The 21309-nt window shown below is 68.0% G+C and carries 21 protein-coding genes; 13 read left to right on the top strand and 8 right to left on the bottom strand.

What is annotated here, in order from left to right; genetic code table 11:
* Window positions 1–25 precede the first annotated feature (25 nt).
* The 6 genes from ABZZ22_RS20900 (at window position 26) to ABZZ22_RS20875 (ending at window position 5948) form a co-directional block, all read left to right on the top strand.
* On the top strand, window positions 26–625 hold the full coding sequence (locus tag ABZZ22_RS20900) for a hypothetical protein (RefSeq protein WP_354935259.1): 600 nt from the start codon (window positions 26–28) through the stop codon (window positions 623–625).
* 51 nt (window positions 626–676) lie between these two features.
* On the top strand, window positions 677–1528 hold the full coding sequence (locus ABZZ22_RS20895; RefSeq protein WP_354935256.1) for an aldo/keto reductase: 852 nt from the start codon (window positions 677–679) through the stop codon (window positions 1526–1528).
* Between the two features lie 175 nt (window positions 1529–1703).
* Window positions 1704–3563, top strand: coding sequence for a molecular chaperone DnaK (dnaK, locus tag ABZZ22_RS20890; protein ID WP_354935253.1), 1860 nt, complete (start codon window positions 1704–1706; stop codon window positions 3561–3563).
* A complete protein-coding gene (gene grpE, locus ABZZ22_RS20885) occupies window positions 3560–4249 on the top strand; it encodes a nucleotide exchange factor GrpE (protein ID WP_354935250.1) in 690 nt (229 codons plus the stop codon). The genes dnaK and grpE overlap by 4 nt, the downstream gene beginning before the upstream one ends.
* 71 nt (window positions 4250–4320) lie before the next feature.
* On the top strand, window positions 4321–5514 hold the full coding sequence (locus tag ABZZ22_RS20880; protein WP_354935247.1) for a DnaJ C-terminal domain-containing protein: 1194 nt from the start codon (window positions 4321–4323) through the stop codon (window positions 5512–5514).
* Entirely contained in the window at window positions 5514–5948 is a 435-nt protein-coding gene (locus tag ABZZ22_RS20875; protein ID WP_354935244.1) for a MerR family transcriptional regulator, read from the top strand. The genes ABZZ22_RS20880 and ABZZ22_RS20875 overlap by 1 nt, the downstream gene beginning before the upstream one ends.
* Before the next feature lie 298 nt (window positions 5949–6246).
* Here the strand turns inward: ABZZ22_RS20875 and ABZZ22_RS20870 are convergent, their stop codons facing one another.
* The 6 genes from ABZZ22_RS20870 to ABZZ22_RS20845 form a co-directional block, all read right to left on the bottom strand.
* A complete protein-coding gene (locus ABZZ22_RS20870; protein WP_354935241.1) occupies window positions 6247–7005 on the bottom strand; it encodes a DUF6230 family protein in 759 nt (252 codons plus the stop codon).
* Window positions 7002–7991 (bottom strand): hypothetical protein, encoded by a 990-nt coding sequence (locus tag ABZZ22_RS20865; protein WP_354935238.1) that lies wholly within the window; start codon window positions 7989–7991, stop codon window positions 7002–7004. The genes ABZZ22_RS20870 and ABZZ22_RS20865 overlap by 4 nt, the downstream gene beginning before the upstream one ends.
* Before the next feature lie 6 nt (window positions 7992–7997).
* On the bottom strand, window positions 7998–8471 hold the full coding sequence (locus ABZZ22_RS20860; protein ID WP_354935235.1) for a DUF6114 domain-containing protein: 474 nt from the start codon (window positions 8469–8471) through the stop codon (window positions 7998–8000).
* Window positions 8468–9379 carry a DUF6230 family protein gene (locus tag ABZZ22_RS20855; RefSeq protein ID WP_354935232.1) on the bottom strand — a complete coding sequence of 304 codons (912 nt, stop codon included), beginning with the start codon at window positions 9377–9379 and terminating at the stop codon, window positions 8468–8470. Before ABZZ22_RS20855 ends, ABZZ22_RS20860 begins: the two co-directional genes overlap by 4 nt.
* Complete coding sequence (locus ABZZ22_RS20850) at window positions 9376–9876, bottom strand: DUF6114 domain-containing protein (protein WP_354935229.1); 501 nt, start codon at window positions 9874–9876, stop codon at window positions 9376–9378. Before ABZZ22_RS20850 ends, ABZZ22_RS20855 begins: the two co-directional genes overlap by 4 nt.
* An 84-nt stretch (window positions 9877–9960) precedes the next feature.
* On the bottom strand, window positions 9961–10566 hold the full coding sequence (locus tag ABZZ22_RS20845; protein WP_354935226.1) for a hypothetical protein: 606 nt from the start codon (window positions 10564–10566) through the stop codon (window positions 9961–9963).
* 304 nt (window positions 10567–10870) lie between these two features.
* On the opposite strand from ABZZ22_RS20845, the gene lepB (ABZZ22_RS20840) reads away from it, so the two are divergent.
* The 6 genes from lepB (ABZZ22_RS20840) to ABZZ22_RS20815 all read left to right on the top strand — a co-directional run bounded on the left by lepB (ABZZ22_RS20840) (window position 10871) and on the right by ABZZ22_RS20815 (window position 16937).
* Entirely contained in the window at window positions 10871–11485 is a 615-nt protein-coding gene (gene lepB, locus ABZZ22_RS20840; protein WP_354935223.1) for a signal peptidase I, read from the top strand.
* Window positions 11482–12057, top strand: coding sequence for a signal peptidase I (lepB, locus tag ABZZ22_RS20835; RefSeq protein ID WP_354935220.1), 576 nt, complete (start codon window positions 11482–11484; stop codon window positions 12055–12057). Before lepB (ABZZ22_RS20840) ends, lepB (ABZZ22_RS20835) begins: the two co-directional genes overlap by 4 nt.
* A gap of 166 nt (window positions 12058–12223) precedes the next feature.
* Window positions 12224–13543 carry a hypothetical protein gene (locus tag ABZZ22_RS20830; protein ID WP_354935217.1) on the top strand — a complete coding sequence of 440 codons (1320 nt, stop codon included), beginning with the start codon at window positions 12224–12226 and terminating at the stop codon, window positions 13541–13543.
* Window positions 13540–14559: an Abi-alpha family protein gene (locus tag ABZZ22_RS20825; protein ID WP_354935214.1), complete on the top strand. Its 1020-nt coding sequence runs from the start codon at window positions 13540–13542 to the stop codon at window positions 14557–14559. The genes ABZZ22_RS20830 and ABZZ22_RS20825 overlap by 4 nt, the downstream gene beginning before the upstream one ends.
* Before the next feature lie 82 nt (window positions 14560–14641).
* On the top strand, window positions 14642–15964 hold the full coding sequence (locus ABZZ22_RS20820) for a hypothetical protein (protein ID WP_354935211.1): 1323 nt from the start codon (window positions 14642–14644) through the stop codon (window positions 15962–15964).
* A gap of 79 nt (window positions 15965–16043) precedes the next feature.
* Window positions 16044–16937 carry an Abi-alpha family protein gene (locus tag ABZZ22_RS20815; RefSeq protein ID WP_354935208.1) on the top strand — a complete coding sequence of 298 codons (894 nt, stop codon included), beginning with the start codon at window positions 16044–16046 and terminating at the stop codon, window positions 16935–16937.
* On the opposite strand, the gene ABZZ22_RS20810 is transcribed toward ABZZ22_RS20815, so the two are convergent.
* The gene (locus ABZZ22_RS20810; protein WP_354935205.1) at window positions 16895–17764 is read right to left on the bottom strand and encodes a DUF692 domain-containing protein; all 870 of its coding nucleotides are present in this window, start codon (window positions 17762–17764) and stop codon (window positions 16895–16897) included. The two genes, ABZZ22_RS20815 and ABZZ22_RS20810, sit on opposite strands and share 43 nt — an antisense overlap.
* Window positions 17765–17889: 125 nt before the next feature.
* Here ABZZ22_RS20810 and ABZZ22_RS20805 point away from each other — a divergent pair, with 125 nt between their 5' ends.
* Window positions 17890–20163: a transglycosylase domain-containing protein gene (locus tag ABZZ22_RS20805; protein ID WP_354935202.1), complete on the top strand. Its 2274-nt coding sequence runs from the start codon at window positions 17890–17892 to the stop codon at window positions 20161–20163.
* Between the two features lie 97 nt (window positions 20164–20260).
* Here ABZZ22_RS20805 and ABZZ22_RS20800 read toward each other — a convergent pair whose 3' ends face one another.
* The gene (locus tag ABZZ22_RS20800) at window positions 20261–21112 is read right to left on the bottom strand and encodes a GTP-binding protein LepA (protein WP_354935199.1); all 852 of its coding nucleotides are present in this window, start codon (window positions 21110–21112) and stop codon (window positions 20261–20263) included.
* Window positions 21113–21309: the final 197 nt, after the last annotated feature.

The following is a 21309-nucleotide window of genomic DNA, read 5'->3' as shown; positions in this document are numbered from 1 at the left end:
GCAGTTTCTGGGCTGAGGAGCGCATGTGAAGCAGGGGGAGCGGCATCCGATCGCGGCCGGAGTCACGGCACTGGTAGCGGTCGCCGTGGGCGTGGGGCTGATCGTCGGGATCGGGATGTTCGTCGGTGCCAGCATCCTGGGTCTCGGTGGCGATGGCGCTGCCAGCGACCAGGCCACCGACCCGGACGCGGGTGCCTCGCTCTACGCGCCGTCGCCGAAGCCGACCAAGACGGCCAGCGGTCCGGCGATCACGCTCGACGCCTCACCCACGAGCGCTCCCGAGAAGAAGGCCGGCTCGGTCTCCAGCTCCACGGGCTCCTCGCCGTCCGCGGCAGCCGAGGAGAAGCCCGCGAAGGAGATCACTCTCCAGACCGGCGTCGTCGAGGCGAAGCCGATGGAGCGGATCGACATCACCGGCGTCTACCCCGGTGGTGAAGGCGCCATCCTCCGACTCGAGCGGGACGAGGGCGAGGGCTGGGAGGAGTTCGGCATCCCCGACGTGTCGGTGACCGGCGAGCAGTTCTCCACCGTGATCCAGACCGGCCGGATCGGGAAGCACATGTTCCGGATGAAGGACATCGACACCGGCACCTACTCCAACGTGGTGACCGTGACGATCGGCTGAGGTCGGAGCCAAGGGTGGAATAGGTCGCGACTCACTTGGTTGTATGTGGGTATGACGGTTCCTACGATCAAGCTCAACGACGGCACTTCGATCCCACAGTTCGGTCTCGGCGTCTGGCAGGTTCCCGAGAACGAGACCGAGCAGGTTGTCAGTCAGGCCCTCGAGGTCGGCTACCGCCACATCGACACCGCGCAGATGTACCAGAACGAGTCTGGTGTCGGCGCCGCGCTGAAGACCGCCGGACTCGCCCGCGAGGACGTCTACGTCACCACCAAGCTCAACAACTCCCAGCACGACCCCGCCAAGGCGAAGGCATCGCTCGAGAGGTCTCTGGTGCTGCTCGGCCTGGACCATGTCGACCTGTTCCTGATCCACTGGCCGCTGCCGACGCAGTACGACGGGACGTACGCGAAAACGTGGGAGGCCCTCGTGGGCCTGCGTGAGGCGGGCCTGACCACCTCCATCGGCGTCTCCAACTTCCAGCCCGACCACCTCGACAAGATCGTCGCCGAGACCGGCGTCGCTCCGGCGGTCAACCAGATCGAGGTCCACCCCTACTTCACCAACGAGGCCGCCCGGTCCGCCACCCTCGCCCACGGCGCGAAGGTCGAGTCGTGGTCGCCGCTCGGTCAGGGCGGCGGCGAGCTCTCCGACCCGGTGGTCGCCGAGATCGCCTCCGCGCACGGCAAGTCGCCGGCCCAGGTCCTGCTCCGCTGGCAGATCGACCGGGGCGACATCGTCTTCCCCAAGTCCGTACGCCGCGAGCGGCTCGAGGAGAATCTGGCGATCTTCGACTTCGAGCTGAGCGACGACCAGGTGGCCGCCCTCGCGGCTCTCGACAAGGGCGAGTCCGGCCGCTCCGGCCCCAACCCCGATACCTTCGACTGGATCCCGTCCTCCTGACCCGACGGATTTTGGCTGGGACTGGAATAGGGGGCGTAAGGTCTTCGTTGTGGACAGTGAACGAAGTTGAGTTGAATCGGCTCAACTTGTTTGCAACACTCGGCGGCAGCAGCCGCAGGGGTGCAGTCCAACACAGTCCACATACACACAGCTTCAACAAGCGGAGGTAGCAAAGATGGCACGTGCCGTCGGTATCGACCTCGGGACCACCAACTCGGTCGTCTCGGTTCTGGAGGGTGGCGAGGCCACCGTCATCGCGAATGCCGAAGGCGCCCGTACGACGCCTTCCGTGGTCGCGTTCAGCAAGTCCGGTGAGGTGTTGGTCGGTGAGGTCGCCAAGCGCCAGGCCGTCACCAACGTGGACCGCACGATCAGGTCCGTCAAGCGTCACATGGGCACCGACTGGAAGGTGAACATCGACGACAAGGACTTCACGCCGCAGCAGATCAGCGCATTCGTCCTGCAGAAGCTGAAGCGGGACGCCGAGGCCTACCTCGGCGAGCCGGTGACCGACGCGGTCATCACCGTCCCGGCCTACTTCTCCGACGCGCAGCGTCAGGCCACCAAGGAGGCCGGTGAGATCGCGGGCCTCAACGTCTCCCGCATCGTCAACGAGCCCACCGCCGCGGCACTGGCCTACGGCCTCGACAAGGGCGACGACCAGACCATCCTCGTCTTCGACCTCGGTGGCGGCACGTTCGACGTGTCCCTGCTCGAGATCGGCGAGGGCGTCGTCGAGGTCAAGGCGACCTCCGGTGACAACCACCTCGGTGGTGACGACTGGGACAACGCCGTCGTCAAGTGGATGGTCGAGAAGTTCAAGTCCGCCAACGGTGTCGACCTGGCCGCCGACAAGATCGCCGCTCAGCGCCTCCAGGAGGCCGCCGAGAAGGCGAAGATCGAGCTCTCCTCGAGCCAGAACGCCTCGATCCACCTGCCCTACATCACTCACGGTGAGTCCGGCCCCCTCCACTTCGAGGAGACCCTGACCCGGGCGGAGTTCCAGAAGATCACCGCTGACCTGCTCGACCGCACCAAGAAGCCGTTCGAGTCGGTCCTCAAGGACGCGGGCGTCGCCCTCAAGGACATCGACCACGTCGTCCTGGTCGGCGGCTCGACCCGGATGCCGGCCGTGACCGACCTGGTCAAGAGCCTGCTCGGTGGCAAGGAGCCCAACAAGGGCGTCAACCCCGACGAGGTCGTCGCCGTCGGTGCTGCGCTGCAGGCCGGCGTGCTGAAGGGCGAGGTCAAGGACGTACTGCTCCTCGACGTCACCCCGCTGAGCCTCGGCATCGAGACCAAGGGCGGTGTCTTCACCACCCTGATCGAGCGCAACACCACCATCCCGACCAAGCGCTCCGAGATCTTCACCACGGCTGACGACAACCAGCCCAGCGTCGAGATCAAGGTCGCCCAGGGCGAGCGCCCGATGTGGTCGGAGAACCAGCCGCTCGGAAACTTCGAGCTCACCGGCCTCCCGCCGGCGCCGCGTGGCGTGCCGAAGATCGAGGTCGCCTTCGACATCGACGCCAACGGCATCGTGCACGTCTCCGCCAAGGACCAGGCCTCGGGCCGCGAGCAGTCCATGACGATCTCCGGCGGCTCCGCGCTGTCGAAGGACGACATCGACCGCATGGTCAAGGAGGCGGAGCAGTACGCAGAGGAGGACGCCAAGCGTCGCGAGTCCATCGAGATCCGCAACCAGGGTGACAGCCTCGTCTACACCACCGAGAAGTTCATCACCGACTCCGGCGACAAGGTCCCGGACGACGTGAAGACCGAGGTGCAGGCCGACCTGGACGCGCTGAAGAAGATCCTCGAAGACACCGAGGCCGACAAGGACGCCATCCAGACCGCGATCACCAAGCTCGGTGAGTCCTCGCAGAAGATGGGTGCGGCAATGTACGCCGCGGCCGAGGCCGAGCAGTCCGCCGCCGGCGGCGCGACCGGTGCCACCGGCGAGGCCGACGACGACGTCGTCGACGCCGAGATCGTCGACGAGCCCGTCGAGGGTGAAGAGGGCGACAAGAAGTGACGAAGCGCCGCCCCGGCGGGGCGGACGAGGCCGTCGAGGAGACGACCTCCGAGACCCCGCAGCCCGAGACCGACAATGTCGAGGAGTCGGCCGAGGACCTCGAGGTGGATGCTCCTGAGGGCGACGCCTCGGACTCGGACGACGCCGCCGAGGAGGAGGCCTCCGCCGAGGAGGCCGAGGACGAGGCGGACGAGGCAGACGTCGAGGAGGACGTGGTGATCGAGGACGACAGCGAGGTGGACTTCATGGGCGATGCCGCCGATGAGATCGACAAGCGGGTCGCCGAGCTGACCACCGACCTGCAGCGTCTCCAGGCCGAGTACGTCAACTACAAGAGGCGGGTCGACCGTGACCGCGAGCTGGTCTCGCAGAACGCGACCTACAAGGTGCTCACTCCGATCGTGGAGGTGCTCGACACCATCGACCGTGCTCGCGAGCACGGCGAGGTCGAAGGCGGCTTCAAGGCCGTCGCCGACCAGCTCGAGAAGATCGTGACGAACCTGGGACTGAAGAAGTTCGCCGAGCCTGGCGACGTCTTCGACCCCAACCTTCACGAAGCGCTCAGCCACATGGGCACCGACCCGGAGGTCGAGGTGACCTCGATCAAGCTGGTCGCCAAGGCCGGCTACATGATCGGCGACCGGGTGGTCAGGGCCGCGCAGGTCCTGGTCGTCGACCCGGAGTGACAACGATGGGCAGACGAGCCTGTCGAGACATCGACAGGCTCGTCTGCCGAGAAGAAGGGAGGAGGGGCTAGGTGGCAGAGAACGACGGGATCCGGCCGGACTGGATCAACAAGGACTACTACGCCGAGCTGGGCGTCAAGAAGGACGCCTCGAGCGACGACATCAAGAAGGCCTATCGCAAGCTTGCGCGGGCCAACCACCCCGACTCCAACCCTGGCGACGACGCCAAGCACGAGAAGTTCAAGAAGGTCGCCGAGGCCTACGACGTCGTCGGCGACCCCGAGAAGCGCAAGAAGTACGACGAGGTGCGCACGCTCGGTGCCTCCGGCGGGTTCCCGGGCGGCTTCGGCGGCACGGGCGCCGGCCGCGGCTACAACTTCGACGACCTCTTCGGTGCCGGCGGCACCCAGACCGGCGGGCTCGGCGACATGTTCGGCGACCTCTTCGGCGGCGCCGGTGGCGCCGGCGGCGGCTTCGGTGGGCGGCGTACGACCCCGAGGGCCCGGCCGATCAAGGGTGCCGACGTCGAGACGAGTGCCACGATCGGGTTCACCGACGCGCTCGACGGCGTGACCATCTCGCTGCGCCTGACCTCGGACTCCGCCTGTCCTGACTGCAACGGCACGGGCGGCAAGCCCGGCACCAAGCCGCGGGTCTGCCCGGAGTGCGAAGGTGCGGGATACGTGGTCAACTCCGTGGGCGGCGCGTTCTCGATGAACGAGACCTGCCCGCGCTGCGGCGGCCGTCAGCTGATCTACGACGAGGCCTGCCCGACCTGCCGAGGCTCCGGCCGCGGCACCTCGGCGCGCACCATCCAGGCTCGCATCCCTGCCGGGGTCAAGGACCGGCAGCGGATCCGGCTCAAGGGCAAGGGCGCCGCCGGGGAGAACGGGGGACCCTCCGGCGACCTCTACGTGACGGTGCACGTGACGCCTCACCGCGTCTTCGGCCGCAAGGACGACAACCTCACCATCGACGTGCCGGTCGGGTTCGACGAGCTGGCGCTCGGTGCAGAGGTGAAGCTGCCGACGCTGTCCGGTTCGCCCGTGACGCTGCGGATCCCCGCCGGCACCCCCAACGGCCGTACGTTCCGCGTCCGGGGCAAGGGGTTCCGGCGTGCCGACGGCACCGTGGGTGACCTGCTCGCCACCGTCGAGGTGCACATCCCGGCCGTGCTCGACGCCGACACCAAGGCCGCCGTCGAGGCCTATCGGGTGGCGATGGCCGGCAAGCCACTGCGTACGTCTCTTCTCGAGGGGTCATGATGAGCGACGGATTCGGCAGCCCGTCTCCGGATGCCGCGGTGTATGTGATCAGCGTCGCCGCGGAGCTGACCGGGCTGCACCCGCAGACGCTGCGCACTTATGAGCGGATGGGTCTGATCACCCCCGGCCGCACCGGGGGTGGCGGGCGACGCTACTCCTTCCACGACATCGAGCGGCTGCGCTCGATCGCGGACCTGACCGCGTCCGGGATCGGCATCGAGGGAGTGCGTCGCATCCTGGCTCTGGAGCAGCACGTCGACGCGCTGCGCCGGCGCAACGAGGAGCTGCTGCACGAGCTGGCCGCGACCCGCGAGGCGCTCGCCCAGGCGAGGGCCGCCGCTCCGGAGCCGCAGGTTCCGGTCAGCAGGCTTCCCGCGGTTAGGCAGGCGCCGCCCGGACAGGCGATCGTGGTCTGGCGGCGGCAGCACGGCTAGCACGGACCTAACTGATCGCTTGACAGATTTGTTGGCGAGTTGTGGATTTCGGGTAAAACCGATGTTGGTGCATTGCCCGCATACTGGTGAGTAAGCCGCGAGTGTCGGACCAACCCCCATATGGTCGGGGCACGCGCGGCGGACCCGGTGGAGCCGACCCGAGACGGACCCACCGGGTCCTTCCAATTTTCGAGCGAGCTCGTCAGCGAGACGAGATCGAGCAGCGGCACGGCTGAGCTTGCGAAGCCGCGACCCGCGTGTCGAGATCTACACATTCGGGGCGGTCGGCGAGCAAGAGTCAGTTCGGGAACGTGCCGGCTTGGGCAGCCGCCTTGCAGGACTGGTCGCCGGGGAGCAGCTCGATCTCCAGGTTCGGCAGGGTGACCTGTCCCTCGATCTGGGCCTGCCGGACGTCGCCGTAGACGCTGTTGAGGTCGGCGACGGTCGCGTCGATGCCGGTGAATCCCTGACCGTTGTTGTGGCCGCCGTTGCCGCTGGACTGGTACCAGCTCGAGTCGAACTCCTGAGGCAGGCCCATGGGGTTCGCGGCGTACGGTGCGCGTCCCGGATTGGTGGTCAGGTCGGTGGAGGCCAGCCCGATCTGAGCGGTTCCCTGGAGGTTGATCCCAGGAGCGGCCGCTGCTCGGAGCCGGGTGATGTCGAAGACGGCCATCTCGGCGCTGATCTCGTTGGTCGCCGGGTCGTCGTCCCCGGAGGTGAGCCTGATCGTGTAGTTGCCGAGCGGCCCGACCTCCTCCACCCGGGAAAGGCAGAAGCCGTTCATCGTCGCGGACGCGAAGCCGGCACGCAGCACCGGCGTCCAGTCGCCACCGCTGCTGGCGGCCGCCTGGGCCTGCACCAGCGAGGTGCCGAAGGCCGCGTCGGCGGCGTGGATGTTGGTCGAGGAGAACGTCGAGCTGCCGTTGTTGATCGTCAGCGTGGGACTGAAGACCGCGGAGGCGGAGGAGCCCATCGTGGCGACCATCCCTGCGAGCAGGCCGAGGCCGACCGTCGTTGCTGCGACCATGCGCCGCCAGCGGGTCCCGTACGTGCTCATCCCGCGGTCACCGTGATCGTCGTGTTGGGAAGCTGGATCGAGTCGAGCGGGTTCGTGCTGCCGCCCGGTGGGTGGACGTAGGGGTCTTTCGACGCGTCGTTGTCATGGGTGAACAGGTAGTAGAACTCCAGGTTCGCGGCCAGGATGTTGTAGTCACCGCCGGCCGCGAGGCCGCTGAGGATCGCGGTGACCAGGTCGTTCCAGCCGCCGGTGCCGTCGCCGGCGAGGGTACGGATCTTCAGCCGGCAGGCGTCACCGTTCCAGCCGGCGGTGCAGATGGTGTTCTTCTGCGAGGTCGTGGTCAGACCGGCGGCGATGATCAGGAGGCCGGCCAGGTTGGTCACCGTTCGCCAGGGGATCGCCACCCAGGAATCGCCGGTGGTGAGCAGGTTGGTCTTCACGCCCGGGCCGCCGACGGTGAACGGACCGTCCGGGGCGATGCGGAGCGTGTGCGGCACCTTCGCGGTGGGGGCGGGTGCCGTCGTCGACCTCGCGGAGAGCACCGGAGCGCCGAACGAGGCCACGTTGTTGCGGAAGACGAGGTCGCTGAAGGCGATCTGGAACAGACACATGGAGCCCGTGGCGGCGTGGTAGTAGGTGAACCCCTTGTTGCTGTCGCAGTTGCCGTCGCTGTTGTTGGTGTAGATGCCGCGCACGTCGGCGGCCACGTTGGTGGTGCTGCTCCCGTTCGGCTCGCCGGCAGTCAGGACCCAGCGCGTCCCCGACAGGCATGGGAACATCCGGGTCCCGAAGAGTCGGCTCTGGAAGGAGCCGTTGTCGCCGCTGTTCTTGAGCGGCACGACCTGCCGCCGTTGCTGTGTGTTGGTGCTTCCGGGCTGGTCGCACCGGAACGGTTGGTAGTTGTCGTTCTGGCTGTTCGCCTCGGCCCGGTCGGCCGACGGCCACAGCGCCGAGGACATGACGAGGAGCGCGATCGCGGTGATGACGACGAGACGTTGCTTGCCGACGGTGAGCTCGTGGGACACGGCGGCTCAGCCGCCGGAGGTGACGCGCTCGGACGGCTTCTTCTCGCCCCAGGACCAGATCATCGAGCCGCCGATGATGCCGAGGACGGAGCCTAGGACGAAGCCGCCCAGATTGGCAGTGGGAAAGGCGCCCAGTGCGATCAGGAACGCGACGACCCCTGCGAGCGACTTGTAGTGCGGTGCCAGCCAGGTGACGAGACCGAACATGATCAGCGCGCCGCCCATGACGTAGCCCGCGGAGTAGGACCAGCCGCCGGTCAGCGCGATGCCGATGTCGAAGGACATCCAGTAGATGATCCAGGCGCCGGCCACGATGACCCACAGCGCGCCCCAGAAAGGTCGTGTACGTCGCCAGGCGCGGAACCACGAGCGGGCCTCCGCGAACATGGTGCCGAGCCGGTTGCGACGTGTGTGCGTCGGTCCGGAGACGGGGGAGAAGCCGAGGTCGTCAGTCAACGACTGGGTGGTGGGTTCGGTCATGAGCAGTCGGCCTGCGTCTTGGCTCCCGGAACGACCTTGATGCTCAGGTTCGGCAGGGTGATGTTGCCCTTGAGGTTGAGCCCGTAGCTGTGTCCGTTGAGACCGGCCATGTTGAGCTGGCGGGCGTAGAGGCCGAAGGCCCCGGTCCTGGGCAGCTGGTTGGCGTTGCCCTCGAAGGCGAGGCCCGCAGAGTCACCGACCGTCTCCGCCGACTGGCCGAGGTTCATACCGGAGATCTTGTTGCCGTAGCCGCTGAGCGCATCGGAGTTGATGAACAGGTTGGTCGCCGAGATCGCGCTGTCCAGGCTGCCGTTGGTGAGCTTGCCGGTGCTCGGGTCGGTGGTCGTGCCCGCCGGGATCGAGGAGCCGTCGTAGCTGTCCGGGATGTCGTCGCCGGCGGTGATCATCAGCGAGTAGTTCCCGACGAGAGGGATGTTCTCGGTGGCGATGCCGCACAGCCCGGCGAGCTTGGCCTGATGGATCCCGAGCTCGGTGACGCCGCATTGAGTCTGTACGTCGGCGACGTCGGCATCGCAGTCCGTGGCCCCTTGGCGACTGGTCGGTGCGAGATAGCCCGCCGCGTGCTCTGCGTCGAGGTAGTTGGAGTAGAGCTTGAACTTGGCGTTACCGGTGGTGAAGTTGACCGCCAGGGCGTTCTGCGAGACCGCGCCGAACATGGCGACGAGCACAGCGCTCCCGAGGATCATCGGGGGCAGCGAGCGCTTGCGGCTGCCGCGGCGTACGGATTCGGAGTCCGCCTTCATCTCTGCCGACCGCTCCGCGGCACGGTCGATGGCGGCGTACGCCGCTCGGTAGAGGCGGCCGGTGAGCCGGCCCCACATACTGAGCGTGCCGGACTCCTCACCCCAGGGTTCGGGCCGCTCGAAGCGGCGGGCGCGCGGGCTCATGCGATCGCTCCGCTCCGAGAGGGCCGGCGGGCGGCCTTGCGGGCGCGCTTGCGGGCGTCCTTCTCGGCCATCTTGGTCAGCTGCTCGTCGGTGTAGGGGGTCCAGGCCACGATCAGGGCGCCGCCGGTGATGCCGGCGACGGTGCCGATGATCAGGCCACCGAGGTTGGCCAGCGGGAGCGCCGCGATCGCGAGCGCGACCGAGACGATCCCCGGGAACGTACGCTGCGCGGGCACGAACAGCGCGATCAGCGCCGCGGCGGCCATGGCGAAGGAGATCAGCACCGGTGGCAGCGTCCGGTCGCCGAAGGCTGCGAAGATCGTGAAGTCGAGCTGCTTGGAGAGCATCGAGGACCCGATCATCCACGACGACCACAGCAGGATCAGGCTGCCCCAGAAGGGGCGGGTGCGCCGGAAGCCCTTGAAGCCGCGCGGAGTGGGGGCGGCAGAAGTGTTCACGGCGGGCGGTTCGGGGTCGATGGGCGTCTTGTCAGGCATGGGGTTCTCCGGCGGGGCTGGGCAGAGATGTTGGCGGGCGCTCCGGAACGCCCGCCAACGGCTGCGGACTGATGAGGTGGAGTGCTACGGGTTGAGCGTGATCGACAGGTTGTCGAGGCTCAGCGAGCTGAGCTGGACTGCGTACGCCTTCGCCGACAGGTTGTTCAGCACCTGCTCGCCGCTCTGGCCGGAGGTCTGCGCTGCCTGGAGCGCGAAGCCGTCCGCCACGTAGCCGGGACCGCCCGGGGCGAACCCGGCGTCAGCCTGCGACTGGCCCAGGGTGACGTTGGCCATGGTGGCGCCGCTCGGCGTGTTGAGCGAGGCAGCGTTCAGTGCCACGTCGCCCAGGTCGATCGCCGAGTCGGTCGAGGTGATCCCCAGGTTGAGGCTCAGGCCTGGGAGCACCTCGACGCTGGGTGTCACGACGTTGAGCCCGTTGGCAACGGAGCCCTCGGTCTGAGCGTAGATCGTGCCCTGGTTGTTGCCGGCGGAGCCGATCTCCGTGGCGCCGGTGCGCATCTTCAGCGCGTCGGCGGTCAGGTTGGTGCTCATGTCGAAACCGCCGGCGGACGAGATGACCGCCCCGACCATGCCGGACAGCATCGCGTAACCCATGCCGGCGGAGACGACCGCCGCCGGCAGCGTCACGGCCGCGAAGCGGCCGAGACTGGTATGTCCCATCTTGTTCATATATGTGCTCCCTCGTTGGAACCCGTCCCTCACGGGCTGATGAACCCGAGAAAAGTGCACCGCCCGCAGGCCCTAATACCCGGGGCGGCATCACAAACTGTGACGGGCGCCACCTGCTATGGTCAAGGAAATCTGGACAATTTGTCCGTAAATGTCTACGTCGAAAGGGTGTCTGTGAAGGGGTTTGAGCCTGCCTTCGTCGATCTGACCGGAAGGGAGTCTGGTTGTGTTCGGACATCCTCCGAAGGATCGCTTCGCTGACGAACGCGGCGCCGCGGCAACGGCTGTCGGGTGGGTCGCGCTGGTGGCGTTTCTGTTGGTGATGACCGTGGTCGTCGCCGCGCTCTTCGGCTCCTTCACGGTCAAGGGGCGCAGCATGCAGCCGACGATGTCCTCCGGTGACCGGGTCCTGCTCGACCCGCTGCACAACGACGACATCGAACGCTTCGACCTGGTCCAGGGCGCCCAGCCGGGGCCCGCGCGCTTCGGCGGCGGCACCCAGATGGTCAAGCGGGTGATCGGGATGCCGGGTGACCGGGTCGCGATCGTCGGCGGCGAGGCGCCGGTCGTCTATGTGAGGCCAGCTGCGTCCGCCGGCGTCTACCGCGTCGACAACCCTGCTTGGCCGACCAGGATCGAGGACGAGGTCGGCATGTGCTGCGACCGCGACGGAACGTACGACGGCGATGCGGAGTCCGCGGAGTGGGTGACGGTCCCGGATGGTTCCCTGTGGGTTCTCGGGGACAACTGGGGCGGCTCGACCGACTCTCGCGCGTTCGGCTTCCTGCCGGTCGCAGACGTATCCGGCAAGCCGTGGCTGCGGTTGCTCCCGGCCGGCTCGTTCGACAGGCTCGGCGACCATGACGTCGAGCTGGTCGCGGTGGCCGCGCCTGTCGCCGGCCTGGGTGTACGGCCGTGAGGAAGGTTCTCGCGGTGAGCGGCGTCGGCGCCGGGATCGCGGCCTTCGTAGCGCTCGTCCTGGTCGTCGTCGCGCTGGCCTTCTCCGTCACCGTCGACGGCGCCAGCATGGAGCCGACGCTGCGCGACGGTGACCGGATGTTCCTCGAGGTCTGGACCCGTGACGAGATCGAGCGCTTCGACATTGTCGAGGCAGATGCCCCGAGCGCTGTGTCCGGTGGTGCCGTTCGAATCCTCAAGCGGGTGATCGGGATGCCTGGCGACCGGATCTCGGTGTCGGGTGACGCGCGGGTGCTGGTCCGGCCCGCAGGAGCGGAGGAGACCTACGTGGTCGAGAACCCCGCCTGGTCCGCCGAGCCCGGCGCCGAGCTGGAGTGGCGGGCCGTCCCTGAGGGTGCCTACTGGCTCCTCGGCGACAACTGGGGTGCCTCCACCGACTCGCGCAGCTTCGGTTTCGTCGATGCCGAGGCTGTCCATGGCAGGGTGGTCTTCCGAATGCTTCCCCTCGGACGCAACGGCGCTATCGCCGGTGACGTACGACTTGCTCCCGTCGAACCTGGCTCAGCGCGGTAACGGCGCGCGACGCATCTGTTCGCCGGGCCTTTGGATCGATATCAAGGCGATCGGTGGACATTTTGCCCCCAGATGTCAAACGGTGGACTAGCCTTCGCGGCAGAGAGACCATGACACCGCTTGCACCTGGGGCGGTCTCGTGGATGAGGAATGAAGGTCAGGTCTTGTGTCTAACACCATTTCGGCGGGGTTGACCCTGCTAGGCGAGTTCAACTGGTTCGAGTTCTGGTCGGTCCCGGTCTTCACCGCGGTGATCGGCTGGCTCATCAACTGGTCGGGGCTGTGGATGCTCTTCTCCCCGATCCGCTTCCACGGTGTCACCGTGCCGGGGCTCGAGCAGGTCGCCGGCTCGCTGCCCCGCAAGATCCAGGAGATCCCGGGCATCTTGCGCGGTGGTCTGGGCTGGCAGGGGATCGTGCCGGCGCGGGCCGCGAAGATGGGCTCGATCGCCGTCGACCGGGCGCTGTCGCAGATGGCGACGGCCCGCGACTTCTACGAGCAGCTCGAGCCGGACAAGATCGCCGCCCACATCGTCGATGTCTTCCGTCCCGAGATCCCTTTCCTGGTCGACGAGATCATGTGGCGCGAGCACCCGCGATTCTGGCGTGACCTGCCGCGTCCGCTGCGCGCGACGGTGATCGAGCGGGTCCAGGCCCGGCTCCCGGAGGTCGTCGGCGACGTCACGGTCGAGATCGGGAACCACATCGACCAGCTCTTCGACCCGAAGATCATGGTGATCGAGAACTTCGAGAAGGATCCCTCGATCATCGTGCGGATCTTCAAGGACTTCGGCGCCCGCGAGCTGCGGATGATGGTGATCTTCGGCGCGGTCTTCGGGTTCCTGCTCGGCATCCCGGTCGCCGTCATCGACCAGGCCTTCCACATCTGGTGGCTGCTGCCCATCCTCGGTGTGCTGGTCGGCTGGACGACCAACCTGCTCGGCATGCTGCTCATCTTCGAGCCCGCGGAGCCCAGGCGGATCGGCCCGATCAAGATCCAGGCGCTCTTCGCGCGGCGGCAGTGGCAGGCCTCCGACGTCTACGGCAAGCACATCGCCAACGACGTGATCACGCTCGAGCACATCGGCGAGCATCTCCTGAACGGGCCCTCCGGCGACCGCACCCGCCAGATGCTGGCCGCAGCCCTCGAGCCGGCGGTCAACGCGGCGGTGGGGCCGGCCCATGGCGCGGTCCGGGTCGCGGTCGGGACCAAGAGGTTCGACGCGATCCGGTCCTCGGTCGCCGAGCAGGCGGTCGAGTACACCCTGACTCCGCTGCGCGACGCCGCCTTCAGCCAGCAGCAGTCGTGCAACATCCGGCGGCTGATCGCCGACAGGTGCAGGGCTCTGCCACCGAGGACCTTCGTTGAGATGATGAGAGCGGCGATCAAGGAGGACGAGTGGCTGCTCTACGCCCACGGGGCGATCATGGGGCTGGCGGGCGGGTTTCTGCACGTGGCAGTCTTCGAATGGTGGAACGTGTTGTGAGCGCGCTGCACATCAACACCGAGCCAGCGGCCCGTCGACCGGAGGGCGATGCTGTCACCTCTTCGATCGCGCCGACCGAGGAGCTCGTGCAGGGCCGCGAGGGGATGCATCGCATGCCCACCCCGGCGCCGAGCGGCGGTCTCTTCGACGAGGCCACCGACGTTCTCCCGGGTCTGCTCCGGATCTCCGCGGTGACGGTGGCTCACACCGCAGGCTGGGGCCTGAGGACGTACGCCCGTGGGGTGGGTCGGGTGGCGAAGGCGGTCGTCGACCCCAACGAGGCGGTGCGGCTCACCGAGGACGTGGCGTCCGGTGCCCGCCAGGTGACCGGCTTCGCAAAGCGGGTGGCGACAGGCAACCCGGTCACCGGTCTGTTGGAGCGCTTCGCGCTTCCGGCGGCCGAGAACGCGAAGGCGGCGATGGAGGGTCGAGCCGCGCGGGTCAACGGCGCCGCTCCCAGCGACGGAGCCGACCGGCTGCGGCGGAGCGGCGAGGAGCTGCTGCGCCGCTCGCGGGACGTGTGGGACGAGAACGAGCGCCATCCGGCCTTCGTCAGCATCCTCGACGAGCTGGCTCCCGACGAGGCCCGCATCCTGGTGCTGATGCTCAAGGGTGGACCGCAGCCGGCCGTCGACGTGGTCGAGGGCGGCCTGATCGGCCACCTGCGCGGATCACGGATGATCGCCCGGGGCCTGACGATGATCGGCGCGCAGGCCAGCGTGCGCTATCCGTCGCTGGTTCCGCAGTACCTCAACAACCTGACCCGGCTCGGGCTGGTGTGGCAGTCCGAGGAGCCGGTCAGCGAGCTGATCCGCTATCAGGTGGTCGAGGCACAGCCCGACGTACTCGAGGCTTGTCATTCCGCGGGTGCCGCGCGAATCAAGCGGCGCTCGATCCACCTGACCCCGTTCGGACAGGACTTCGCCCGGGCCTGCTTCGCCGATGCCGAGGATCTCCGCCGGCTGCCGAGCCACGAGATTCCGCCCGGTGCGGCGACGGAAGCGTCAACCGAATAGCAGACGCTTCGGGGTGTGTGCGTTCGCCTGTGGGTAGGGTACGCATACCGACGGTCTGGAAACTCTGGCGGAAGGAGATCGAATGTCGCCGGAGTGGCAGGACTCCATGGTCAGCTGGTTCGAGGACTGGGCTGCCCACGTCCACTGGCTCTCGCTGATCACCATCCCGATCTTCACCGGGGTGATCGGCTGGCTGATCAACTGGTCGGGCCTCTACATGCTCTTCTCCCCGCTCAACTTCAAGGGGTTCCAGGTCCCCGGGCTGCGCGAGCTGACCAGGGTGCTGCCGCACAAGCTGCAGGAGGTCCCGGGCTTCGCCCAGGGCGGGCTCGGCTGGCAGGGCATCATCCCCGCCCGGGCCGCGAAGATGGGCTCGATCGCCGTCGACAAGGCGATCGCCAAGCTCGGCACCCCCAGCGACTTCTACCAGCAGCTCGGCCCCTCGGAGATTGCCACGCACATCGTGGAGACCTTCCGGCCGGAGGTGCCCGAGCTCGTCGACCAGATCATGATGCGCGAGCATCCCAGGCTCTGGCGCGACCTTCCGCGGGCGGTCAAGGAAGCGATCACCGTTCGGGTGCAGGCGCAGCTCCCCTCGATCGTGCACAAGGTCACCGACGACATCGGCGTGCACATCAACCAGCTTCTCGACCCGAAGCTGATGGTCATCGACCACTTCCGCAACAACCCTGCGCTCGTGGTCAGGATCTTCCGCGACTTCGGCCAGCGCGAGCTCAACCTGATGGTCGCGTTCGGGTTCATCTTCGGCTTCCTGCTCGGCATCCCGGTGGCGCTGATCGACCAGACCTTCCACATCTGGTGGCTGCTGCCCTTGATGGGCGTGATCGTCGGTTGGGTGACCAACCTGCTGGGAATGTGGCTGATCTTCGAGCCCGCCGAACCCCGTCGCATCCTGGGGATCAAGGTGCAGGGTCTCTTCCCGCGCCGCCAGGAGCAGGCCGCGGAGGTCTACGCCGACATCATCGCCACCGACGTGATCACGCTCGAGCGCATCGGCGACTTCCTGCTCGACGGTCCCCGCGGCGACGCCACCAGAAAGCTGCTGATCAACGCACTGATGCCCGCTGTCGACCGAGCGGCCGGGCCCTACCGGGGCGCCGTGCGGATCGCGCTCGGGTCGGAGCGGTTCGACCGCATCAGCACCTCGGTCGCCACCGAGGCGGCGGATCGTACGCTGGTGCCGTTCCGTGACCCCGGTTTCAGCCGTCACCAGGCGGACAAGATCCGCGACCTGGTCGCGCGCCGCACAAAGGAGCTCCCGCCGGGTGACTTCGTGGACATGATGAGGTCAGCGATCAAGGAGGACGAATGGATGCTCTACGCCCATGGCGCGATCATGGGGCTCGCGGGCGGCTTCCTGCACCTTCTAATCTTTCCGACATGAGCGAGCCTCAGCGAGTGATCATGGAATCCATCATGGCGCCGCGTCCGTATTCTGGCGCTTGCGCTACGGAGGTGGCGACATGAGTCTCTTGGACAAGGTCGTCCCGACCGCCTCCGCTGTGGCCGGCACCGCTCCCGGCCTGGCGCGGGTGGCGGCAGGCGCTGCCTGGCACACGGCCGGGTGGGGGCTGCGCACCTCCAGCCGCGCCGGCTTCCGGGTCGCGCGGGCGGTGGTCGACCAGGACGTACGCGACGGGTTGGTGCGGGAGACGGCCGAGGCCGTGGGGATCGTCGCAGGCACCGCCGCCCGGATCATCCGGTCCGGGTCGAATCCGGTGATGGAGCTCTCCGTCTCCGACTACGAGACAGCCGGTCACGATGTCGTTCTCGCCCGCACGCGGGAGACCGAGGCGTCCGAGGACTCTCTGCCTGTGCTCCGCCGCCGCGGGGCCGACCTGCTCGACCGTTCCCGCGACGTCTGGGCCGACGAGCAGGGGCACCCTGCGTACGCTCGGATCCTCGACGAGCTCGCGCCCGATGAGGCGCGGATGCTGCTCTACCTGCTCCAGGCGGGGCCGCAGCCGTCGGTCGACATCCGCACCGGCGGGCCGACCGGGCTCGTCGGCAGCACCATGATCGCCCCCGGGCTCAACATGATCGCCGGGCGTAGCGGCGTGCGTTATCCGGAGCGGGTGCCGGCCTACCTGAACAACCTGTTCCGGCTCGGGCTGGTGTGGTTCTCCAAGGAGCCGCTGCCCGACCCGCTGGAATACCAGGTCCTCGAGGCGCAGCCCGACGTGCTTGATGCGCTTCGCTCGGTGAAGTTCGCCAAGATCGTGCGCCGCTCCGTGCACCTGACGCCGTTCGGTGAGGCCTTCGGCCGCACCACGCTGGTCGACGAGGGCTCGGCCGAGTCGGCCTACCCGGAGCATCAGGCGCCGGTGACCGGCGGGGCGGACCTGCCCAAGGCCTGACCGACCGCCTCGGTCAGCTTGACGAACTCGGGGTCGACGGTCTCCGGTGACACGTCGGTGTCGCGTTCGAGCATGACCCCGGGCAGCGGGCGCCCGGCGTACGCCTCGACCGCGGTCTCGAGCAGGGACAGCACCGGCGGCGGCATCGGATGGGCGTGGGTGTCGAGATAGAGGCCGTCGCGCTCGGTGCCGCCGGCGACGTGCAGGTAGGCGACCGCGTCGAGCGGGAAGCGGGCGAGATCGGCGACCGGGTCGGAGCCGCGGGCGGTCGCGGAGGCGTAGAGGTTGGCGACGTCCAGGACGAGGCGTACGCCGGTGCGCTCGACGAGCTCGGTGAGGAAGTCGGGCTCGCTGAGGGTGTCCTCGGGCCAGGTGAAGGTGGCGGCGATGTTCTCGACCGCGAGCGGCACGGGCAGCTGGTCCTGCGCGGTCCGGATGTTGTCGACGAGGACGTCGAGCGAGTCGGAGGTGCGCGGCGGGGGCAGCAGATGACGGGCCTCGAGGACGTCGCCGTGCAGCGGGTCGGGGGAGTCGCTCGCCCGCACGAAGGCGACGTGCTCGGAGACGAACGGGCTGCCCAGGACCTCGGCGAGATCGGCCAGCCGGGTGAGGCGGTCCGTGGCAGGACGGTCGGCGCCGGCCAGGCCGAGGGTGACGCCGTGGGCGATGACCGGGACGCCGAGATCGGTGAGCGACTGTGGGACCTGTGCCGTGTTCTCCGCGATCACCTCGGTGAACCCGAGACGGCCGGAGGCGGCGTACGACTGGAGGAGCTCGGCGATCGCGGGACGCCAAGCCACGGCGACGCCGGAGACCGAGGGATGCACAGGCTGAAGTGTGGCGCATCGACCGCGGTCGGTGTTGGGCTTTCCGGTATCCTGAAACACCTGTTCTCCGATCGTTTCGCAACCCTCGCCGGTCCTGGCTCGAGGCCCGGGTAGGAGCCCCCATCTTGGCCCGCAAAGTCGTTCGTTCCCTGCCGTTCCATCGCGTCGTGATGCGGTTCGCGGCTTTCATCGGTGTCGCCGCGGTGACGGGCCTGGTCGCCTCCGGGATGGCGATCCCGTTCGTCCATCTGACCGGGGTCGCGGCCAAGTCGGGGGTCGAGGCGATGAACGACCTGCCGCTCGACATCGACATGGGCGAGCTGTCGCAGACGACTCGCATCCTGGACGTGCACGGCAAGGTGATCACGACCCTCTACGACCAGAACCGGTCCTACAAGGCGCTCGACGAGATCTCGCCCAACATGCCGAAGGCGCTGCTCGCGATCGAGGACACCCGCTTCTACGAGCACGGCGCGATGGACCTCAAGGGCACGCTGCGGGCGCTGCTGCGCAACTCGGCCTCGGAGTCGGGCTCGGTGCAGGGCGGCTCGTCCATCACCCAGCAGCTGGTCAAGACCACGCTCGTCTACGGCGCCGACACCGACGCGGAGCGAGCCGCCGCGACCGAGAAGTCCACGGCTCGCAAGATCCGCGAGCTGCGCTACGCGATCTGGCTCGAGGAGCACCACGACAAGGACTGGATCCTCGAGCGCTACCTCAACGCGGCCTACTTCGGTGACTCCGCCTACGGCGTGCAGGCGGCCGCGAAGCACTACTTCGGCGTCGACGCCGCCGATCTGACCTGGGGTCAGGCCTCGATGCTCGCCGGGATGGTGAAGAACCCCACCGGCTACGACCCGACCGACTACCCCGACGCGACCGTGGCTCGACGCAACCTGGTGCTCGAGCGGCTGGCCCAGGTCGGCGACCTTCCGCGGGCCGATGCCGAGGAGCTCAAGGAGAGCGAGCTCGGGCTCGACGTGCAGAACAGCCGCAACGGCTGCTTCGGCTCGTCGGCGGAGTTCTTCTGCGACTACGCGCTGCAATGGCTGCTCGCCGACAAGTCGCTCGGCGAGACCGAGGCCGAGCGCTGGCGGCTGCTGCAGACCGGCGGTCTGACGATCAAGACCACTCTGGATGCGAGCTTCCAGAAGGCGGCACAGCGGTCGGTGAGCGGTCGCGTCTCGCCGACCGACAACGCCGTCGGCGCGCTGGCGATGGTCGAGCCCGGCACCGGCAACGTCAAGGCGCTCGCGCAGTCGCGGCCGATGGGGGAGAACCGGAGGAAGGGCGAGTCCTACCTCAACTACCTGGTGCCGAGGGAGTTCGGCGACGCCAACGGCTTCCAGGCCGGCTCGACGTTCAAGGTCTTCGTCGGCGCCGCGGCGATCGAGAAGGGCTTCCCGCTCCGGCAGGAGATCCCGTCGCCACCCAAGAAGACGTTCAACCAGGCGTCCTTCGCCAACTGCCCAGGACAGGGCAAGTTCAGCGCGAACCCCTACCCGGTCGGCAACTCGACCACCTCGGGCAACAAGAACCTCTACACCGGCACCCGGGAGTCGGTGAACACCTTCTACGTCCGGCTCGAGCAGTTCACCGGCGTCTGCGCCCCCTACACGCTCGCGAAGAAGATGGGCGTCAGCCTGACCGATCCCGCCCGCGAGCGGGTGCCTGCGTTCACCCTCGGACCGGTCGACGTCAGCCCGTTGGAGATGGCCGAGGCGTACGCGACGTTCGGTGCCCGCGGCAAGCACTGCGACTCGCGCCCCGTGACCGCGATCATCGGCCCGGCCGGGAAGACGATGAAGGAGTACGCATCGTCCTGCGAGCAGGTGATGCGGGCGAGCACGGCCGACGCCATGAACGACATCCTCCGCGGTGTGCTGCAGCCGGGCGGGTTCGGGCAGAAGCTCGCACTCAGCGTGCCGTCCGCAGGCAAGACCGGCACCACCAACGAGAACCGCGCGGTCTGGTTCAACGGCTACACCCCGAAGCTCGCGACCGCTTCGATGATCGCCGGTGCCAACTACGAGGGCAAGTGGGTCACCCTCAACGGACAGCGCCTCCGCGGCGGCTACGTCACCTCGGCGTCGGGCTCTGGTCTCGCCGGCCCGATGTGGGCCGACGCGATGCGGGCGGTCGACAACAAGCTCGGATCCGCCAACTTCGTACGTCCTGGTGCCGCCGTCATCAACGGCAAGGGCATCAAGATTCCGAAGGTCGAGGGGCTCTCGGTCGCCAAGGCCACCGCCCGGCTCAAGTCGGCCGGGTTCAAGCCGGTCGTCGGCAAGCGGGTGCGGTCGAAATGGAAGAAGGGCACGGTCGTCGGGACCGTTCCCGGCAGCCGGGCGCTCAAGGGCGCGACCGTCGAGATGCTCGTGTCGAAGGGGCGCCGGTGACGGGTGGATGTTCACCGAGCTACCTCGGCGAATGCCCACTTCCTTCGCGGAGCTCCACGATGTAGGTGACTGCTGACCGAGTTACCTCGGTCAGCATTCAGGCCGCCGCGCGCACCCGAGCCGCCTCGACGGCCTCACGGAAGGCGCGGGTGACGTAGTCGGGGACAGGGAGGCCGCGGTCGCGGGCCCAGAGGAGCTCCTGCTCGACGCGGGCGACGTCGGCGGCGAGGTCACGGCCTTCGTGGTCTACGCCGAGGGTCTCCATGACGTCGCCGAAGTCGGCCAGCTGGGTCACGTTGTTGACCCCGACCGGCGCGAAGGAGATCCGGCGCATCCGCCGGACCAGCCACTTCTGCCAGGCCGAGAGCGTGGCCCAGTGGGCGCGGGCGGAGAGCTGGTAGAAGGCGTAGTGGCCCGGCTCCTGACGCTTGATCGGCGCGATGACCGTCTCCGCGACGGCCCGCTCTCCGCTCTCGATGACTCCGTCGTGGAGCAGGTTGTAGGCGATCACGGCGGATCGCTCGGTGGCCATCCCGGTCAGGTAGTAGAGCATCCGGCAGACGTCCTGGAACGGCTCCAGGTGGGCCAGCAGGCCGAGCACCTTCAGCTTCAGACCGACATGGTCGAGGTCGGTGGTCGCCGGCGGGCAGCCGAGGATCTGCTGCAGCCGGTCGAGGATCAGGCCGTGCTGGATCTCCTGCGGCTGCCACACCTCGGCGTAGAAGCGCTTGTCCACCTCAGGCGGGTTGGGGAGCATCGTGGAGATCTCGAGTACGTTGCGGTCGACCTCGAGCTCGACGCGCGCCATGTAGTCGAGGACGTGACCGAAACGGTCTCCGAAGCCGGCCGGGTCGTTGACGGTGAAGTCGACGGAGTCCATCGGGATCGGCGGGTGCTCCTCGCCGAGGCGCGCGACGTGAGCGACGAGACGGTCGTTGTCGGTCAGCATGGGGGCAGCTCCTGATGGTGGGTCCGGCCGCGCCACCAGTGTGCCTGTACCGGGTGGAGTTGTAACGCGATTTAGCCCAACCGAGGAGTGTTGGCCTCGACACGTTCCGCGAGGGCTGAGCCGACGGCTCGACCGGCAGAGGAGGGATTGTCGAGCCGAGCGCGGACAGGCGTGTCGAGGCCAACACGCTGGGGGCC

The sequence above is a fragment of the Nocardioides sp. NPDC006273 genome, from assembly GCF_040613495.1.
In the GTDB taxonomy this organism is placed as follows: Bacteria; Actinomycetota; Actinomycetes; order Propionibacteriales; family Nocardioidaceae; genus Nocardioides.
Note: the sequence above shows the minus strand (reverse complement) of the source record. Positions and strands in the feature narration are given on the sequence as shown.

Coding starts and splice junctions, on each gene's coding strand:
- ABZZ22_RS20800 (WP_354935199.1), bottom strand. CDS start 21,112: ATGCTGACCGACAACGACCGTCTCGTCGCTCACGTCGCGCGCCTCGGC.
- dnaK (WP_354935253.1), top strand. CDS start 1,704: ATGGCACGTGCCGTCGGTATCGACCTCGGGACCACCAACTCGGTCGTC.
- ABZZ22_RS20895 (WP_354935256.1), top strand. CDS start 677: ATGACGGTTCCTACGATCAAGCTCAACGACGGCACTTCGATCCCACAG.
- ABZZ22_RS20855 (WP_354935232.1), bottom strand. CDS start 9,379: ATGAGCCCGCGCGCCCGCCGCTTCGAGCGGCCCGAACCCTGGGGTGAG.
- ABZZ22_RS20875 (WP_354935244.1), top strand. CDS start 5,514: ATGAGCGACGGATTCGGCAGCCCGTCTCCGGATGCCGCGGTGTATGTG.
- ABZZ22_RS20870 (WP_354935241.1), bottom strand. CDS start 7,005: ATGAGCACGTACGGGACCCGCTGGCGGCGCATGGTCGCAGCAACGACG.
- ABZZ22_RS20820 (WP_354935211.1), top strand. CDS start 14,642: ATGTCGCCGGAGTGGCAGGACTCCATGGTCAGCTGGTTCGAGGACTGG.
- ABZZ22_RS20850 (WP_354935229.1), bottom strand. CDS start 9,876: ATGCCTGACAAGACGCCCATCGACCCCGAACCGCCCGCCGTGAACACT.
- ABZZ22_RS20860 (WP_354935235.1), bottom strand. CDS start 8,471: ATGACCGAACCCACCACCCAGTCGTTGACTGACGACCTCGGCTTCTCC.
- ABZZ22_RS20845 (WP_354935226.1), bottom strand. CDS start 10,566: ATGAACAAGATGGGACATACCAGTCTCGGCCGCTTCGCGGCCGTGACG.
- ABZZ22_RS20815 (WP_354935208.1), top strand. CDS start 16,044: ATGAGTCTCTTGGACAAGGTCGTCCCGACCGCCTCCGCTGTGGCCGGC.